This is a genomic window from Lentzea indica (assembly GCF_012184385.1).
GTDB classification, from domain to species: domain Bacteria; phylum Actinomycetota; class Actinomycetes; order Mycobacteriales; family Pseudonocardiaceae; genus Lentzea; species Lentzea indica.
Map to the genome: position 1 here is coordinate 1 of NZ_VSRL01000236.1, position 13,988 is coordinate 13,988.

Consider the following 13,988-nt stretch of genomic DNA (forward strand, 5'->3'; position numbering starts at 1 on the left):
GGCCCGCGCGCTCGGCCTGCCGACGCGCGGCACGACCAACCCGAACCGCCTGCGCCGGGTCGACCGGTGGATGACGGGGACGCTGTCCGGCTTTCTGAGGGACGCGGCTGATCCGCTCGTAGTGGATCTCGGGTACGGCTCGTCGCCGATCACCACCGTCGAGATGGCGTTGCGGCTCCGGACGGTTCGACCTGATGTGCGTGTGCTCGGGCTCGAGATCGACCAGGAACGGGTCGATGCCGGCAAGGCCGTGGCCGACCCGCCGTGGCTGGATTTCCGGCGCGGTGGCTTCGAGCTGGCCGGCGCGCGGCCGGTGTTGTTGCGCGCGTTCAACGTGCTGCGGCAGTACACCGAGGAGCAGGCGTTCGAGGCGTGGGACACGATGCTGTCCCGGATGGCGCCCGGCGGGTTGGTCATCGAGGGCACCTGCGACGAGATCGGCCGCCGGTGCACGTGGGTGACTTTGGACGCGGACGGGCCACAGACGTTCACGCTCGCCTGCAAGCCGTCCGGGATCGAGGTGCCTTCCGACCTCGCCGAGCGGCTGCCCAAGGCGCTGATCCACAAGAACGTGCCGGGCGAACGCGTGCACGCGTTGCTGGCCGAACTGGACGCGTGCTGGGCCACCGCGGCTCCCTTCGCGCCGTTCGGGCCTCGTGCACGGTGGGTGGAGTCGGCTCGGTTGCTGGCCTCGCGCGGCTGGCCGGTGGTGGACGACCGTCGTCGTTGGCGGCTCGGTGAAATCTCGCTCGAATGGGCCGCCGTGGCGCCGTAAGGTCGGTTCCGTGGACTTCGTCGCGCAGGATAGAGACCCAGGCCTCGTCGATGCGTTCGGCCGCGGTCAAGGCGGGCCCGGCCGCCGCGGTTCCGTCCTGTCCTGAGTGGACAGTACTGGACCTGGTGCGGCATCAGGCGGCCGTGCACTCGTGGGCGGCGCAGGCCATCGTCACCGCACCCGACGCGGGCCCGCCGGAGTGGTCGAAGCCGCCGAAGGAGTGGGACGAGGCGCTCGCCTGGTGGGACAGCCAGGTGCGCGTGTTGCTCGCGCGGCTGCGCGAGACGCCGCCGGACCGTCCAGCCTGGACGTTCGACGGCACCAACCGCGCGGGCTGGTGGGCACGCAGGCAGGCGCACGAGACGTCGATCCACCGCCTGGACGCGGAGCTCGCGACCGGCCACGACGTGCCGACGCTGCTGTTCGACTCGGAGTTCGCCGCGGACGGCATCGACGAGTTCCTCACCGTGATGGTCCCCCGCCAGCTGCAGAAGGGGCGTGCCGTCGAGGGCACCGGCCGGCTCCTGGTCCACGCCGCCGACGCCGGCCGCACGTGGGACACCCGGCTGACCGCCGGCGAGCCGATGGTCGTCACCGCCGTGCACGACTCGGCCGTCGACTCCGACGCCACCCTCGCAGGCACCGCCGACGCGGTCTACCGCAGGCTGTGGGGCCGCCCGAGCCACGCGATCGTGTCGGGCGACGAGTCGCTGTTGGCGGCGATCCCGAGGCCGTGAATACTTCTGCGGCGTGTCATCGCCTGAACGTCGCTATGTGATCACCTTCGGCTGCCCTGACCGCACCGGCATCATCGCGAGGATCTCGTCGTTCCTCGCGGAGAACGGCGGCTGGATCGTCGAGGCCGCGTACCACACCGACCCCGAGACGAGCTGGTTCTTCACGCGCCAGGAGGTCCGCGCGGACTCCCTGCCGTTCAGCGCGGACGAGCTGCGCGCCCGCTTCGCCGACGTGGCAGCGTCCCTGGGTGCGCAGTCGACGTGGACGGTGACCGACACAGGCTCCCGCAAGCGCGTGGTGATCCTGGTGTCGAAGGAAGGCCACTGCCTCTACGACCTGCTGGCCCGCGTCGCGACCGGCGAGCTCGACGTCGAGGTGTCCGCCGTCATCGGCAACCACCCGGAACTCGGCGACATCACTCGCGCCCACGGCATCCCGTTCCACCACGTGCCGTTTCCTTCGAATGATCCGGAAGGCAAGCAGGCCGCGTTCGCGCAGCTGCGCCAGCTGGTGGAGAAGCACGACCCGCACGCCGTGGTGCTGGCCCGCTTCATGCAGATCCTGCCGCCGGAGCTGTGCGCGGCCTGGACCGGCCGTACGATCAACATCCACCACAGCTTCCTGCCGTCGTTCATCGGCGCCCGGCCGTACCACCAGGCACACCGGCGCGGCGTGAAGCTGGTCGGTGCCACGTGCCACTACGTGACGGCGGACCTGGACGCCGGCCCGATCATCGAGCAGGACGTGATGCGCGTGCACCACGGCGACTCGGTCGCGGACATGGTCCGCAAGGGCCGCGACATCGAGAAGGTCGTGCTGGCGCGCGGGCTGCGGTGGCACCTGGAGGACCGCGTTCTGGTGCACGGCAACCAGACGGTGATCTTCTGAGCGTCTACCAGCTTTCCTTGCGGTAGACCGTCTTCTCGCTGAAGTCCTCTTCGGGCTGCGCGGCCTTCTTCTGCTGCTCTGGTGCCGGTGGCGTGGGGACCGAGACGTCTGTGTCCAGCTCGTTGGCGTGGCTGCCGGCGACCTGGCGGAACTCGTCGAGCACGTTCGTCGCGGCCTGCTCGCGGGCGGACCTGGTGAGGGCGAGGATCTTGGTCGCCAGCTCGGTGTTGCCCTCGATCTTCAGGTCGAGCAGGGCGCCGTTCGGGGCGACCGTGACGGTGACGGACTTGTCCTCGGTCGTCACGGTCGTGCCCGATGATTCGAGGTTGCGACGGAAAGCGGCGGCGTTGCGCTGGAGCTCGGCCGTTTTGGTTTCGAAGTCGGCGAGCCATTCGTCGGGAGTCATCATGGTGCTCATTTCTTCTTCGGGCGAGGGCCGTACTTCTTCTCCAGCTCGGCCGCATCATCGAACTCGATCTGCTTGTCGTGGACGATCTTGTCGAGATTGGATTGGCCCTGCACCGGAGGGTTGGCATCGGAGTAGATCCTGACGTACAGCGTCACGTCCAACGAGGTGCCTCGCCAGTAGTCACGCCGAGCGATCTCCTCCAGTTGCACGGCAACAGACGTGACAGATGCCGCTGGTACGGTCGCGTATGCGAAGAGCAGCTGTCCCTGATCCAGCCCGTGCCGGTATTCATAACTGGCGTCCTTGACCTCCGGCAGTTCCCGCCAGTCGGCCACGATCTGCTTGCCGACCGCTTCGACTTCCTCGTAGTACTGGTTGGTGACGTTGCACCCGGCCAGCAGGAAGATGAGGGAAACAACAGCCAAAACCTTACGGATGATCATTCACGCCCTTCCTCGCGACGTGATAGTTCTGCGTCACAGAGTTGGTGTCATCGCCGTTGAAGAACGCGCCCGCGCTTTCCTTGAACCGGTTGACCGAGGGATTGGAGCCGTTGTCGAGTTGTTCGGCCACCCCGGTGTAGTTGCCTTCGATCTTGTGATTCCCGCCGACCGTGCCCGTCTGATTGTCGAATGTTACGGTCGTGCGGTTCGGGCTGTCCGGATTGTCGCTGGCATCGAGGTGCGGAACGATGTCGTTGCGGTTCTCCAGCGACAGCACCTGAACGTTGGACGGAACGTCAATACGGCCGACCGGCGAGCCCGCGGTGACCACGTGCGTCACGTTGTACCCGTTGGAAATGAGGTCGCTCGTCGACTGTGCCGCAACGATCCCACCCTGGCTGTGGCCGACAAGCATCACCGGAGCGCCGGTGTCATGCGCACCCGCCTTGCGCAACGCATCCTGGATACCTTGCTGCAGCACGGTGTTGTTGCCCGCCATCGCGTCCACGTTGACGCCCGAGTCGTTTGCGCTCTGCGGCTCCCAAGGCGCGTTCCAGTTTTTGGTGCCGGGGATGTCCACGACATAGCCCGTCACATCGCCGTTGGCGTTCTTGATGATCTTGACGTCGATGTTGCTCGGTCCGGTGTCGCCTGCATCCATCCCGGTGTTTCGCTTCGCGAGGCCCTCCATCAGGTCCTCCAGGTTGTCGGGCGCGCCGTAGTGGTGCGGATCGCCGACTCTCGTGGTCACCGCCTCGCCGTCCGCATAGGTCGCACCCAGCAGGTCCAGCGTGGTGGCGAGGTCGACCGGGATGCCGAGAGCGCTGAGCATGCCCGGCGACATGCCGATCAGGGTGTCGACCATTCCAGGGTGGTCGACCAGCCACTTCTCCCAGTTGCCGTCGTAGTTCAGGTACACGTCAGTGGCAATCGCGCCACCTCCGACCAGGGCGGCACCAATCGGGTTGGTCGCCACCGCGAGACCCGCGAACCACCGGCCGGCGTCCAGGCCCTTCGCGGCCAGCTCGTCGGCCATCTCGTAGGCGATCCGGGTGGCCTTCAACGCCTCGCCGCGCAGCCCGATACCGGCGGATGTGGCCGTGAGACCGTTCGGCCCGTCGAGCGCGACCGCCATCGCCGCCTCGAACTTGACCACTCCGCCGGGGTTGAGCAGCGACGAGGCCAGCACGTCCGGCTCGACCAGGAACTTGTGCCCGGCGGCCGCGGTCTTGAGGGTGTCTCCGGCGATGTCGCTGGTGAGGTCGCCCATGGCCGCCAGGTCGTCGTACTTGGCCTCTGTCCCGCCCGCGCCGCCTTCGACCTGGATGTTCGAGATGGTCATGCCAGCGCTCCCGCCACCGCCGGCGCCACCCAGGTGCCGAGCTCTTCACGTTGTGCCGGCTCGATCCGCACCATGCGGCGACTAGACCCGTCCGGTTCCGGGTCGAGGACGCTCCAGCCGCCCGCTGTGTGCACCCAGTTGACCTGAGACGTCCCGTTGGCCCAGATGACCAGGCAGCGCAGGGCGCCGTCGGTCCGTTCGGCCACGTTCCGCGCCAGCGATGCTTCGTCACCGGAGAGGTTCAGCGCGGCCACCACGGCGGCGGGGGCGTCCGGGTCGGCGGCACGGAAGAGCCTGGCCGCGCCCATCTCCTGCAACGCGGCCAACGGCAGCCGACCGCGGAGGGGTTCCGCGTCCTCGGCACCGCCCAGCCGTGACTCCAGGCTCGTGCCCACGGGGTCCGCCTGCGGCACAGCACGGATCAGTTCCTTGCCGAGGTCCACCGACGCGAACATGGAGAGCTCGACCGCGCCGTCGCCGAGTGCGAAGAGCGAGGCGCCCAACGGCCCGTTGACCGCGTGGACGCTGTGCGAACTCTTGGCGCCGATCGACGCGATGGTGTCCAGCAGAACCATGGGCCCGGCGAGGATCTGGAGGTTGCGCTCCACCGACGGGTGCACCTCGGCCTCGTGACCAATGCCGGTCACGACGCGCTTCTTGGTGAGACCGGCCTCCGCGGGGCCGATCTGGACGTCACCGGTCGGCATCCAGTCCGGAGGGAGGTCGACGCCGGTCTTCTCGACCAGGTAGGCGAACTCGCCCGCGGACAGCACGAGGCGGTGCGGTGCCGGGGTCACGTGGGCACTCCCTGGCCGCGCATGTACTCGCCGACCTCGAGCCACGCCTTGTCGCCGTGCGGCGGCAGGTTGTCCGGGCCCCACTTCCAGCCGTTCCACGGCGGCTGCGGCGGTTGCGGCGGCTGACCTCCACCGAAGCCGAGTGCGTCGGCAACGCCGTTCGCGATGTCCTTCACGGCGTTGTTGAACGCGTCGACGGCCCGGTTGAAGGTGTCGATCGCGCTCTTGAACCAGCCGGTGACGGCCTCCGCGATCCGCTTGATCGCGGCGATCATCTCGCGGACTTCCTGAGCGTGCCGGCGCAGCACCGCCGCCGCACCGTCCAGGCCGTCCGCCGCCTGGAACAGCTTGCGCTTGTCACCTTCGACGGTCTCGCGGCACCGGTCGGCAGCCACCGACTGCCACTGCATGGTCCGCGCACGGTCGTTCATGTCAGTGCCGCGCGTGCGGACCGACTCGGCACGCTTCTCGATCTCGCCCGCGATGCGGTCCAGCTCGTCCGGATTCCCGTACACCCCTTGCCCCCGTTCACTCGCAGTGAGCAAACCATGACGGGGAGAGAACTCGCACGCCGTACCGGGAAAGTTGAGCGGAACTACTCAGCGGCCGGGTTCGAGCTCGCCCGCTTCCGAACGCGGGCCGTACCGGCGTTCCATCTCCACGACGTCACCGAGCTTGAACTTGACGTCGTTGCTGGTCAGAACCTCGGATCCGGCCTGCGAGGTGAACCGGACCCGGAAGTCGACCCGGCGGCCGATGCCGGTCCAGTAGTCGCGCCGGATGATCTCCATGGCCTCGTCGGCCTTCGCGCGGTCCGGCACGGTCGCTGTGACGTTGAGGTACTGCTGGTGGTCCATGCCGGTCGTGTACTTCACCTCGACCGCGGAGACGCCGTCGTGCGCCTTCAGGTCGGCCTCGATGCGGTCGCCCAGGTCCTCGACGGTGCCGTCGGAGGTGCCGCACGCGGTGAGCATCAGCAGCGCCAGGAGCGCGAGGCGCCTCATTTGCTCGGCTGCGTCGGTCGAGGGCCGTAGCTGGCCGCGGGGTCGCCGTCGAACTCGATCTTGCCCTGGGCGATCGGTTCGGCCTCTCCCGGCTTGTCCGCGTAGGGCGGGTCGTCGGTGGAGTAGACGAGGTAGCTGGTCCCGACGTCACGCCACGTACCGCGCCAGTAGTCGCGTTTCGCGATCTCCACCAGGTCGTCGACGGTCGTCTCGGTGATCTTGTCTGCGTGCACCATGACCTCGACGGTCATGTGTTCGCCGAGGTCGAGGCCGTGCCGGTACTCGAACTGCGCGGCGGCGACGTCCGGGCGTTCCTTCCAGTCCGCGACGATCTGCCTGCCGATCGCGTTGATGTCCGCGTTGAAGTTCTCCAGCACGCCGCACCCGGCCACCAGACCGGTCAGCGCAACTACGACGAAAAGACGCACCGCTCACCCCCGCCATGGATCTTGGCAGGGGTGAGCGGTGCGTGCCGGGCGAACTCAGATCCTGGCCGCGGCCCTCCCGACGGCCTCGATCAACCACCCGGCGTCCGCGGCCGTCATGACAGCGGGCGGGGTGAAGCTCACCGTCCTGCCGCGGAAGTCGGCGAGCACCCGCGCCCGCAGGAGCTCGCCGGTGAACACGTCGGCTGCCCGCCTGTCCGGCAGTTCGACGCCGAGCAGCAGGCCTCGGCCGGACGCGTGGGCCTTGCCCGCGACGGCTGCCCTCAGTCCCAGCAGCAGTTCGTCGCCCAGCACCGCGGCCCGCTCGATCAGGCCATCGGCGGCGGTGACGCGCAGGCAGGCGTTGACGGCGGCGGAGGCCAGTGGCGACACGGTTTCGGGGCCTCGCCACAGTGGCACCTCGACCTCGGCGGAGGCGACGACGGCGGCGATCGGGAGCACGCCGCCGGAGAGGCCCTCGCCGACCAGCAGGATGTCCGGGGTCACGCCGTCGAGGTCGACGCCCCACCACACGCCGAGTCGGCCCAGGCCGGACCGCGTTTCGTCCACGACCAGCAGCGCGCCCTGGTCCCGGCACACCTCGGCGATCGCACTCAGGTGGCCGGGCGGCGGGAACGAGATGCCTCGGACCGGTTCGACCAGCACGCAGGCTGGTGGCCCGGAAGCCAGAACGGCACGCAACGAGTCGACGCCGCCGTACGGAACGTCGCCGGTGGTCAGCACGCGGGGACGGCCGTTGGCCTGGGCCAGGGCGACGGCGAACTGGGCGGCCTCGGAGGCCGACGGGAAGGTGTGGATGTGGTCGAGGCCGTTGGGCGTGACCAGGTCGAGCATCAGGCGGTCCAGCAGTGACGGCCGGCGCACCTGGCCGACCACGGCCTGCACCACCGCCGGGTGGGCGTGGCCGAGCAGAGGAACTCCGTACCCGCCGCAGTCCAGGTACTCGACGCGGTGGGGATCTACCACTCGGGCGCCACGGGCGGCGCATCCGGTCAGCTGTTCGGTAGCCATGGCGGGGGAACCTTTCCTGGGCAGCGCGGCCCGCGGCCGCTCGTCGGGATGGCGAGCGGACCTCAGTTCCCACTACTCATTCGGATTCCGCGGCACGGTGGTTCGCCCGAGGCATAGGCTTTTTCTCGTGCGGATCGAAATCACCGACCTCGACCAGCTGCGGGCAGAGTCTGACCTGCGCAAAGCCGTCATCATCGGGCTGGACCTGACTCGCGAGGACGTGCGGGTGCCGTTGGACGGAGCACTGCTGCTCGGCTGCACCCTCAGCGAGACCATGCAACGACGGGCGGAGGCCGCCGGGGCGTTGATCTTCCCGGTGATCCCCGACCTGCCGTACGAGGTGTACCGGTCCTCGCTCTACACGCCAGAGGAGCTGTTCGCGGGCTTCGACCCGGCCAACCCGAAGTCGTACGCGGACACACCGGACGCGGTGATCTACAAGCACAGCAAGCAGCAGGGTCACCATCCGGACCCGCTGCACGCGCTGGCGGAACGCCTGCACGACCACTCGATCACCGAGGCGCTCGACGAGACGCTGACGGGCTCACCGGTCGCGGTCATGGGCGGCCACGCGCTGGCCCGCGGCTCCGACGGCTACCGCAACGCCGTCGAGCTCGGTGCGGCGCTCGGCCAGGCAGGCTTCACGGTGCTGACCGGTGGCGGACCTGGCGCTATGGAGGCCGTTCCGCTGGGAGTCCGGCTCGGGGAGGCGGACAAGGACGTCCTCGACGCCATTGCGCAGGCACCTTCGTTCGGCCACGACGACGAGTCGATCGGCCGCTGGCTGGCGGCGTTCCCCGAGATCCGCAGCTTCCCCACGCCGCGCACGATCGGCATCCCGACCTGGTTCTACGGCCACGAGCCGCCCAACCCGGCCTGCGAGCTGCACGCGAAGTACTTCGCGAACTCGGTGCGCGAGGAAGGCCTGCTGACCGTCGCGACCGGCGGCATCGTCTACACACCGGGCAAGGCGGGCACGGTCCAGGAGGTCTTCCAGGACTTCACGCAGAACTACTACGCCAGCGTCGGCCCCGCCGCGCCCATGGTGTTCCTGGGCAAGGCGTTCTGGACCGACGAGGTCCCGGCCGCGCCGCTGGTGCAGAAGCTCGCGGCGGGCCGGGAGGCAGAGCAGTGGATCCTCGTCACCGACGACGTCGACGAGGCGATCGAGCTGCTGGTGAAGTACCAGGTCTAGTGCCGTGGCCGTCAGCCTTTGGCGGTCACGGCACTAGATCACTGGAAGCCCCACACCTGCTCGTAGAACACGGGCTCGGCGCCAGAGCTCCGGTCCCAGGCGCCCTGGATGCCGTTCAGCTTGCTGGTCTCGGCGTAGTCCTTGTCGCAGTACGCCCACGTGCTCGCGCCGTGGCTGTTGATGCACCGGCCGCGGCGGTACAGCGAGCCGTCGCGGTAGTTCCACCACTGGACCAGGGCGGACATGCCGTCCTGCGCGTTGTCCCGCACCCACCAACGATCGGCGTCCCGCTCGTAGCAGACCCAGGCCTTGTCCATCTGGTTGGCACACACGACATCCGACGGCCGGGTGCCCTCGACGCCGTAGTTGATCTCCCAGTCGGGCGCGGCGGAAGCCGTGCCCGACGTCAAGAAGCCGGCGACGGCAACGGATGCCAACGCGACGGCCAACATTCTCTTGCGCATGCCTGTGGTTCCCCCATGGTTGTTGTCGAACGAATCAGGTGATCAGCGGGCCATGTCCTCGAGGATCTCGGCGCCGGGCAGCTTCATCAGCACGTCGCCGGGGATGAGGATCTTGCTGCCGCGGATGCCGCTGCCCACGACCAGTTCGGGGGCGGCGGCCACCTCCGGCGACACCAGGATCGGCCAGCCTGCGGGCACGCCGATGGGCGTGATGCCGCCGTACTCCATGCCGGTCAACGCCACGGCCTCGTCCATCGGCGCGAACGACGCCTTGCGCGCGTCGAGCCGTTTGCGGATGACACCGTTCACGTCCGCGCGCATGGTCGCCAGCACCATGCAGGCCGCATAACGGATCTCGCCGCCGCGCTTGCCCGCGACGACCACGCAGTTCGCCGAGGCTTCGAGGGGCGAGCCGTAGTGCGCGCAGAACTCGGCGGTGTCGGCCAGTGAGGCGTCGATCGGTGAGACGGCGACGCGGTCAGCGCCGTCCAGGGTCTTCAGCGCGGCCGCGACCGGTTCCGGCACCAAATCGAGGCGCGAGAGGACGGGGACGGGTTCCAACGATCCAGCGATGGTCCACACGGTGTTCATTGTCGCTGCTCCGCAGACTCCGGCGAATTCGCCTGGTAGCCGGCCATCCGGCCACCGCTTCGCCGCGATTGGGCTCCGCCGAATCGCGGCGAAGGGGCGACCGGACGACCGGCGCGAATTCGCAACCATCCTGCCAAACTCCGTTTGACCTTGACGTTACGTCAACCTCTACCGTCAAAACCAAGCGCGAAGGGGGAATCGAAATGGCCTGGTCGATCGCCCAGGTGGCCAGGATGTCGAAGGTGACGTCCAGGACGCTGCGGCACTACGACTCGATCGGGCTACTGCCACCGGCCTGGATCGGTGACAACGGCTACCGCTACTACGAGAAGGAACAGGTGCACCGCCTGCAGCAGATCCTGCTGCTGCGCGACCTGGGCCTGGGCCTCGACGTGGTCGCGGACATGTTGAACGGCACGGACCAGCTGACGATCCTGCGCAACCACCACCGGTGGCTGCAGGACGAACGGCAGCGGCTGGACCGGCTCGCCAACACCGTCGCGCGGACGATCGAAGAACTGGAAGGAGGGGACGAGGTGAAGATGGAAGAGCTGTTCGACGGCTTCGACGCCGCCAAGCAGAAGGAGTACGAGGCGCAGCTGGTCGACCGCTTCGGCGACGGCGTCAAGGAGCACATCGCCAGCGGCAAGAAGCGCTGGCAGGGCGCCACGAAGGCGGACGCCGACAGTTTCATGCAGGAGTGGCAGGACGTCGTCACGCGCGCCACGGAGCTGTTCACCGCGAACACGCCGGTGGACGCGCCCGAGGCGGTCGAGCTGGTCGAGCGCCACCACCGGTGGATCTGCCTGAGCTGGACGCCGAACAAGGACTCCTACGCGGGCCTGGCAGGCCTCTACCTGGAGGACGAGTTCAAGCCGCAGCTGGACGTCCACGCCGAGGGCACGGCTCAGTGGATGCACGACGCGATGACGCACTACGCGCAGACGCGGCTCTAAACGAGCACCGGGAGCTGCAGATCCCGGTACTCAGTCCAGCCCGAACGCCTTCAACGCTTCACGGTTGAACGCCGGCAGGTCATCGGGGTTGCGAGACGTCACGAGCGTCCACCCGTTCATGTCACACACCCGGACCTCCTCGTCGGCCCAGTCGCCGCCCGCGTTGCGGATGTCGGTCTGCAGGCTCGGGAACGAGGTCAGCATCTTGCCGCGCACCACGTTGGCCTCGACCAGCAACCACGGCCCGTGGCAGATCGCCGCGATCGGCTTGCCCGCCGCCACCAGCGTTTTCACCAGCTGAACGGCATCGGGGTCCATGCGCAGGAAGTCCGCGTTGGCCACGCCACCTGGGACGACAGCACCGTCGTAGTCGTCTGCCACCGCATCGGCGTACGTCGTGTCGACCGGGAACGCGTCGGCAGGCGTCAGGTGGTTGAAGCCACGAACCTCACCGAGCTTCGGCGCGAGCAGGCGCGGCACCCCGCCGGCCTTCTCGACGTGCGTCCACGGGTCGGTGAGCTCGACCTGCTCGATGCCCTCCGTGTCGACCAGGAATGCGATCTTCTTCTGTTCAACCATGCACTTCGGCTACCCGGCGAAGAAGGAGACCAATCTGTGCCGCACCTCGGCGCGGTGCGTGATCATTGGCGTGGGCGAGTCGATCAGCCACAGCTCGCCGTTGGGGAACGCCGCGGCCGTCGCCTTCGCCGCGTCCTCGGGGTGCAGCGGGTCGCCCACAGCCCCGATGACCAGCACCGGAGCCGTCACGGCCGCCAGCACCGAGGCATCGGCAACGGCGACCTGGCCCGGCAACTGCTCGGCGGCGGCTTCCAGGCGGGTCAGAGCAGCCCGCCGCTCGGCGACGTAGATGGGCGGACCCACGGTCAGGTCGGAGAGCTGCTGCAGCGTGATCGGCTGCCGCGGCTGGTCCAGAACCGCGGGCAGCAGGAGCGCCACGCGGTGGAAACGATCAGGTTCGAGGGACAGCAGGCGAACCAACGCGCCAGCGCCCAGAGAGACGCCAACGGCGTGATCAGCGGGAACCGAAGCAAGATCGGCCGCGATCCGGCCGTAGTCCCAGTACCCCGGCGGCGCGTCCGGGGCGTCACCGTGCGACGGCAGCGTCACGACGACGCGGGTACCCGGCAGCCCGGAGGCGGGGATCCGCGCCTCACCGGGGGTGGCGCCGAGCCCGTGGGCGACCAGGGTCACCGGTGAGCCGGAGCCGTGTTCGTGAGTGATCACCAACGGGGGCCGCGCTGGACCTCGATCAGCTTGGGACGTACGTCCACCATGTACACGAGCACCGCGACGAGACCGGCCAGCCAGAAGATCGAGCCGAAGCTGAACGGCTGGAACAGCAGAATCGCCGCCGCTCCACCGCCGGTGATGCCGAGCCACGCGGGTTTGGTCATGCGCTCGGCCGCCGTGTACGCATCCACGCGCTGCGCGAGCGCGTGGAAGAACGCGAACAGCCCGACGACGCTGAACCCCAGGTCGGCGAAGAAGTACACGATCCCGTCGAGGTTCCAGAGGCTGAAGATCGGCACGTAGAACACGCACCCAGACTACGTGCCGGTACGAAAAGAGGGGAGCAGGCCATCGGCCTGCTCCCCTCTTCAGAGATTTTCAGCGACTCACTTGGTGGTGTTCGTCGTGGTCGTCGTCGTCTTCTTGGCCGCAGCGGTGGTGCCGGTGCTGCGGGTCGTCGTCGCCGGCTTGCGCGGCGCGGTGCGGTTCGCGGCCTTGCGGGTCGTGCTGCGGACCTCGTGCGCGGCGTCGCCACCGGCCTCGACGATCTCATCGGCCAGCTTCTCGGCGCCGTCCTCGACCTGGTTGGCGACCTTCTCGCCGACCGAACGGGTGCGGCGGGTCACCTTGCCGAGCACGTCGTCGGCGAGCTCGCGGGCGTCGGAGGCTGCGGACTCGGCGCGCTTCTGCGCGGCCTCGACAGCGTGCTCGACCTGCTCCACGGCCTGCTTGACCTGCGGCTGGGCCTTGATCTGCTCGAGCGTCTGCTCGCCCTGCTCAGCGAGGTAGGTGTACAGGTTCACCGCGGAGGCGGTGTAGGCGTCGACCAGCTTCTTGAGCTCGGCCGGCTGCAGCTTGTCGCGCAGGTCCTTGAGCTCGGTCGGGAGGTCCTGGGCCTGGGTGCGGGCTTCCTCGGCGCGCTCCTTGGCCTTGTTCAGGGCCTCGACGACCGCCTTGGCGGCGAGGTCACCGGCACCGAGCGCGGCGAGCAGCGCCTGGCGTGCGGCGTGGGCGCCCTGCTCGGCGGCCTTGCGGACGTCGTCCTGGGTGAGCTTCGGCATGGGGATCATTCCTCCTTGTTCTTGGCGGAGTTCTCCCGCCTGAAAGATTCGTAAACGTCGAGCAGCACCTGCTTCTGCCGCTCGGTCAGATCGGTCGCGGCGACGATGGCGTCCGCCAACGCACCGCCTTCGCGCTGCTGGAGGATCCCGGCCTCGACGTACAGCACCTCGGCCGAGATGCGCAGCCCCTTGGCGATCTGCTGAAGGATCTCCGCGGACGGCTTGCGCAGTCCTCGCTCGATCTGGCTCAAGTAGGGGTTGGAGACACCCGCCTGCTTCGCCAGCTCCCGCAAGGAGATCTTGGCGGTGTTGCGTTGCTCGCGGATGTACTCACCGATGTTGCGGCCGAGGTCCGCGACTGCTTTGTCGATGGACTTGTCCACTGTTCCCGCTCCCGTTCCTCGTGCCACCAACTACGTTAGCGACGAGTGCTAGCTATTGCAAGCACCCTGCTAGCAAGTCTCTGCGTGTGCTCCGCCACAGGGATACCGTTGTGGATGACATGGACGATGCCTGGGCCAGGTGGCGGAGGTAGGCGGTCGCCTTGGACTTCAGGTCGTACATGAATGCGCGTTCTCCTGCTTCGACCCGCATGGGGAGGTGGTTACCGGGAGGTG

At 68.4% G+C, this 13,988-nt stretch carries 20 protein-coding genes; 5 read left to right on the forward strand and 15 right to left on the reverse strand.

Annotated elements, in window-relative coordinates:
* From FXN61_RS38875 to purU, 3 genes are all read left to right on the forward strand, one after another.
* On the forward strand, nt 1-775 hold a 775-nt coding region (locus FXN61_RS38875; RefSeq protein WP_246292588.1), incomplete at its 5' end, for a class I SAM-dependent methyltransferase.
* On the forward strand, nt 754-1,512 hold the full coding sequence (locus FXN61_RS38880) for a maleylpyruvate isomerase family mycothiol-dependent enzyme (protein ID WP_188135962.1): 759 nt from the start codon (nt 754-756) through the stop codon (nt 1,510-1,512). The genes FXN61_RS38875 and FXN61_RS38880, both read left to right, overlap by 22 nt.
* Nucleotides 1,513-1,549: 37 nt before the next feature.
* Nucleotides 1,550-2,401 carry a formyltetrahydrofolate deformylase gene (gene purU, locus FXN61_RS38885; RefSeq protein WP_312878340.1) on the forward strand — a complete coding sequence of 284 codons (852 nt, stop codon included), beginning with the start codon at nt 1,550-1,552 and terminating at the stop codon, nt 2,399-2,401.
* Nucleotides 2,402-2,405: 4 nt separating this feature from the next.
* On the opposite strand, the gene FXN61_RS38890 is transcribed toward purU, so the two are convergent.
* The 8 genes from FXN61_RS38890 to FXN61_RS38925 all read right to left on the reverse strand — a co-directional run bounded on the left by FXN61_RS38890 (nt 2,406) and on the right by FXN61_RS38925 (nt 7,853).
* Nucleotides 2,406-2,819 carry a YbaB/EbfC family nucleoid-associated protein gene (locus tag FXN61_RS38890; RefSeq protein WP_167978904.1) on the reverse strand — a complete coding sequence of 138 codons (414 nt, stop codon included), beginning with the start codon at nt 2,817-2,819 and terminating at the stop codon, nt 2,406-2,408.
* Nucleotides 2,816-3,253, reverse strand: a complete 438-nt coding sequence (locus FXN61_RS38895; protein ID WP_167978905.1) for a hypothetical protein — start codon at nt 3,251-3,253, stop codon at nt 2,816-2,818. The genes FXN61_RS38890 and FXN61_RS38895 overlap by 4 nt, the downstream gene beginning before the upstream one ends.
* Complete coding sequence (locus FXN61_RS38900; protein ID WP_167978906.1) at nt 3,240-4,442, reverse strand: lipase family protein; 1,203 nt, start codon at nt 4,440-4,442, stop codon at nt 3,240-3,242. The genes FXN61_RS38895 and FXN61_RS38900 overlap by 14 nt, the downstream gene beginning before the upstream one ends.
* Nucleotides 4,443-4,591: 149 nt before the next feature.
* Complete coding sequence (locus FXN61_RS38905) at nt 4,592-5,392, reverse strand: hypothetical protein (protein ID WP_167978907.1); 801 nt, start codon at nt 5,390-5,392, stop codon at nt 4,592-4,594.
* On the reverse strand, nt 5,389-5,907 hold the full coding sequence (locus tag FXN61_RS38910; protein ID WP_167978908.1) for a putative T7SS-secreted protein: 519 nt from the start codon (nt 5,905-5,907) through the stop codon (nt 5,389-5,391). Before FXN61_RS38910 ends, FXN61_RS38905 begins: the two co-directional genes overlap by 4 nt.
* An 84-nt stretch (nt 5,908-5,991) precedes the next feature.
* Nucleotides 5,992-6,396: a hypothetical protein gene (locus FXN61_RS38915; protein WP_167978909.1), complete on the reverse strand. Its 405-nt coding sequence runs from the start codon at nt 6,394-6,396 to the stop codon at nt 5,992-5,994.
* A complete protein-coding gene (locus tag FXN61_RS38920) occupies nt 6,393-6,824 on the reverse strand; it encodes a hypothetical protein (protein WP_167978910.1) in 432 nt (143 codons plus the stop codon). Before FXN61_RS38920 ends, FXN61_RS38915 begins: the two co-directional genes overlap by 4 nt.
* Nucleotides 6,825-6,878: 54 nt before the next feature.
* The gene (locus FXN61_RS38925) at nt 6,879-7,853 is read right to left on the reverse strand and encodes an aminotransferase class III-fold pyridoxal phosphate-dependent enzyme (protein WP_167978911.1); all 975 of its coding nucleotides are present in this window, start codon (nt 7,851-7,853) and stop codon (nt 6,879-6,881) included.
* Between the two features lie 127 nt (nt 7,854-7,980).
* Here FXN61_RS38925 and FXN61_RS38930 point away from each other — a divergent pair, with 127 nt between their 5' ends.
* Entirely contained in the window at nt 7,981-9,048 is a 1,068-nt protein-coding gene (locus tag FXN61_RS38930) for an LOG family protein (RefSeq protein WP_167978912.1), read from the forward strand.
* Nucleotides 9,049-9,086: 38 nt separating this feature from the next.
* Here the strand turns inward: FXN61_RS38930 and FXN61_RS38935 are convergent, their stop codons facing one another.
* Nucleotides 9,087-9,512 carry a hypothetical protein gene (locus FXN61_RS38935; RefSeq protein WP_167978913.1) on the reverse strand — a complete coding sequence of 142 codons (426 nt, stop codon included), beginning with the start codon at nt 9,510-9,512 and terminating at the stop codon, nt 9,087-9,089.
* A 42-nt stretch (nt 9,513-9,554) separates the two neighbouring features.
* Entirely contained in the window at nt 9,555-10,103 is a 549-nt protein-coding gene (locus tag FXN61_RS38940; RefSeq protein ID WP_167978914.1) for a YbaK/EbsC family protein, read from the reverse strand.
* A 203-nt stretch (nt 10,104-10,306) separates the two neighbouring features.
* Between FXN61_RS38940 and FXN61_RS38945 the strand changes: the two genes are divergently transcribed.
* On the forward strand, nt 10,307-11,059 hold the full coding sequence (locus FXN61_RS38945) for a MerR family transcriptional regulator (protein WP_167978915.1): 753 nt from the start codon (nt 10,307-10,309) through the stop codon (nt 11,057-11,059).
* A gap of 30 nt (nt 11,060-11,089) precedes the next feature.
* On the opposite strand, the gene FXN61_RS38950 is transcribed toward FXN61_RS38945, so the two are convergent.
* From FXN61_RS38950 to FXN61_RS38970, 5 genes are all read right to left on the reverse strand, one after another.
* Entirely contained in the window at nt 11,090-11,638 is a 549-nt protein-coding gene (locus tag FXN61_RS38950) for a type 1 glutamine amidotransferase domain-containing protein (RefSeq protein ID WP_167978916.1), read from the reverse strand.
* A 9-nt stretch (nt 11,639-11,647) separates the two neighbouring features.
* Nucleotides 11,648-12,304, reverse strand: coding sequence for an alpha/beta fold hydrolase (locus FXN61_RS38955; protein WP_167978917.1), 657 nt, complete (start codon nt 12,302-12,304; stop codon nt 11,648-11,650).
* Nucleotides 12,301-12,576 carry a DUF2516 family protein gene (locus FXN61_RS38960; protein WP_167978920.1) on the reverse strand — a complete coding sequence of 92 codons (276 nt, stop codon included), beginning with the start codon at nt 12,574-12,576 and terminating at the stop codon, nt 12,301-12,303. Before FXN61_RS38960 ends, FXN61_RS38955 begins: the two co-directional genes overlap by 4 nt.
* Nucleotides 12,577-12,696: 120 nt before the next feature.
* On the reverse strand, nt 12,697-13,371 hold the full coding sequence (locus FXN61_RS38965) for a RelA/SpoT AH/RIS domain-containing protein (protein WP_246292590.1): 675 nt from the start codon (nt 13,369-13,371) through the stop codon (nt 12,697-12,699).
* A 5-nt stretch (nt 13,372-13,376) separates the two neighbouring features.
* A complete protein-coding gene (locus tag FXN61_RS38970) occupies nt 13,377-13,754 on the reverse strand; it encodes a helix-turn-helix domain-containing protein (protein ID WP_167978918.1) in 378 nt (125 codons plus the stop codon).
* Nucleotides 13,755-13,988 lie beyond the last annotated feature (234 nt).

Bases quoted from the DNA above. Each gene is read 5' to 3' on its own strand.
- FXN61_RS38965 (WP_246292590.1), bottom strand. From the start codon at position 13,371: ATGCCGAAGCTCACCCAGGACGACGTCCGCAAGGCCGCCGAGCAGGGC.
- FXN61_RS38940 (WP_167978914.1), bottom strand. From the start codon at position 10,103: ATGAACACCGTGTGGACCATCGCTGGATCGTTGGAACCCGTCCCCGTC.
- FXN61_RS38950 (WP_167978916.1), bottom strand. From the start codon at position 11,638: ATGGTTGAACAGAAGAAGATCGCATTCCTGGTCGACACGGAGGGCATC.
- FXN61_RS38895 (WP_167978905.1), bottom strand. From the start codon at position 3,253: ATGATCATCCGTAAGGTTTTGGCTGTTGTTTCCCTCATCTTCCTGCTG.
- FXN61_RS38935 (WP_167978913.1), bottom strand. From the start codon at position 9,512: ATGCGCAAGAGAATGTTGGCCGTCGCGTTGGCATCCGTTGCCGTCGCC.
- FXN61_RS38945 (WP_167978915.1), top strand. From the start codon at position 10,307: ATGGCCTGGTCGATCGCCCAGGTGGCCAGGATGTCGAAGGTGACGTCC.
- FXN61_RS38880 (WP_188135962.1), top strand. From the start codon at position 754: ATGGGCCGCCGTGGCGCCGTAAGGTCGGTTCCGTGGACTTCGTCGCGC.
- FXN61_RS38925 (WP_167978911.1), bottom strand. From the start codon at position 7,853: ATGGCTACCGAACAGCTGACCGGATGCGCCGCCCGTGGCGCCCGAGTG.
- FXN61_RS38890 (WP_167978904.1), bottom strand. From the start codon at position 2,819: ATGAGCACCATGATGACTCCCGACGAATGGCTCGCCGACTTCGAAACC.
- FXN61_RS38915 (WP_167978909.1), bottom strand. From the start codon at position 6,396: ATGAGGCGCCTCGCGCTCCTGGCGCTGCTGATGCTCACCGCGTGCGGC.